Origin of the sequence: Paenibacillus sp. IHBB 3054 (genome assembly GCF_051594305.1) — a bacterium.
In the GTDB taxonomy this organism is placed as follows: domain Bacteria; phylum Bacillota; class Bacilli; order Paenibacillales; family Paenibacillaceae; genus Paenibacillus_AQ.
In genome coordinates this window covers 1-1442 of record NZ_JBOFBG010000104.1, presented here as the reverse complement: position 1 = coordinate 1442, position 1442 = coordinate 1, and the positions used below count along the sequence as shown (strand labels likewise).

The 1442-nt window shown below is 46.0% G+C and carries 1 protein-coding gene; it reads right to left on the bottom strand.

The genetic code is table 11. The features are described 5' to 3' along the window. Positions 1 to 101 precede the first annotated feature (101 nt). The gene (locus tag ACQ76X_RS35825; RefSeq protein ID WP_438498654.1) at positions 102 to 1352 is read right to left on the bottom strand and encodes an ISL3 family transposase; all 1251 of its coding nucleotides are present in this window, start codon (positions 1350 to 1352) and stop codon (positions 102 to 104) included. Positions 1353 to 1442: the final 90 nt, after the last annotated feature.

Genomic DNA, 1442 nt, shown 5'->3' with positions numbered 1-1442 from the left:
GGCTCTTCGCTCTACTGGATGGGTAAAGCTAGCTAGAATAGAATCATAGATTGGTTTATTTTAATAGATTCCTAAACCCATGGTATAAAAGGGGAGGGGAACTACCCTCGACGAGCTGCGAGCGTTGGGAGTCTAAGCTTGTTCGCCGTCATATACACCATTGCGATCAAGTTTTGGACATTACGGTAACCCCGTGCCTTTCTCTTTGCAGCTTGGATCAGCCCATTTATTCCTTCCAGCAAACCGTTCGTCATTCGGCTATGAAACCATCGTAGGATGCCTTCTTCGTGTCGCTTCAAGGTTTTGGACAATTCCATCATCGGTTTCAGTTGGGAGCGTCTAGCCCAACCCATCCATTCCCGTAAATAGACATCGGCCAGAATATGAGGCTGTGTCCAGAGTTCTTGCAGAGATAGCTTTAAGCGGTAGGCTTTTCCGGTTTGGAGGTGACCGTCCTTTAGTTTATTCAGTTCCACCTTCTGTTCTTCCTTTAACGTGGAAACATTCTTTAGCCACAGATATCGACTGTGTTTCAGCTCAGGTGCTTGCTTTTGTTCTTCTCTACGGACTTCGTCAACGGCTTCATTCACCATTTTCATGACGTGAAACTTGTCAAAGGTAATCTCAGCCTCAGGGAACTGTTCTTGAATACCTCGAATGAATGCTGGGGACATATCACAGCAGATTTCTTGAATTTGGGTGGCTGTAGCCCCTTTGCTCATCAGATGTTGTTTGAATTTCTCTAGCGTATCCTTGCTCTTTCCTTCGGTTGCAAACAATACCGTTTTGGTGTCTACATCTACAAATAAAGTAATGTAGCGATGACCCCGACGGGACGAGGTTTCATCTACAGCAATTCGTTTCACGCTAGTCAGATCCAGTTCATTCATGGCTATATGGACGTAGTGATGAAAAATCCGCCACATCCGCGTATCATGTTCTCGGAGTTCTCTGGCGGCTGCATTCACCGGCATCTCAGCCATGAGTCGCATCGCCCAAGCGTCAAACTGCAGCGTAAAGCGTGACAGAGGGCGTGACCATTTGACAGGGACGAGAGTCACCTTGTTGCAGTTCGTGCAGTTTGTCCGAGGAACACGTGCATGCATATAGGTTTTCCAGTTCCAAAAATCCAGATGACGCCATTCCTTCTTCTCCGCGTCATACGCTTTGCATGCCGCACCACAGGAAGGGCAAGAAAACATTGCACCCCGCTTGAAGTCGATGAATAGATGCCAGGCTTCGTCTTTGTCATTATATTCAATGTGTGTCAATTCCCATGGTTCTTCAAGCTCTAAAGCGACTTTAAACATTTCGGCAATCATATTATCTTTACTGCTTAATGAGGTCCACATCGTCATTATCACCTATTAAAGTTATTTACTAGGCAGTATCGACAACTCCTCTATTAAACAGACATCAGGCATCCACTACAGCGAGGAAGC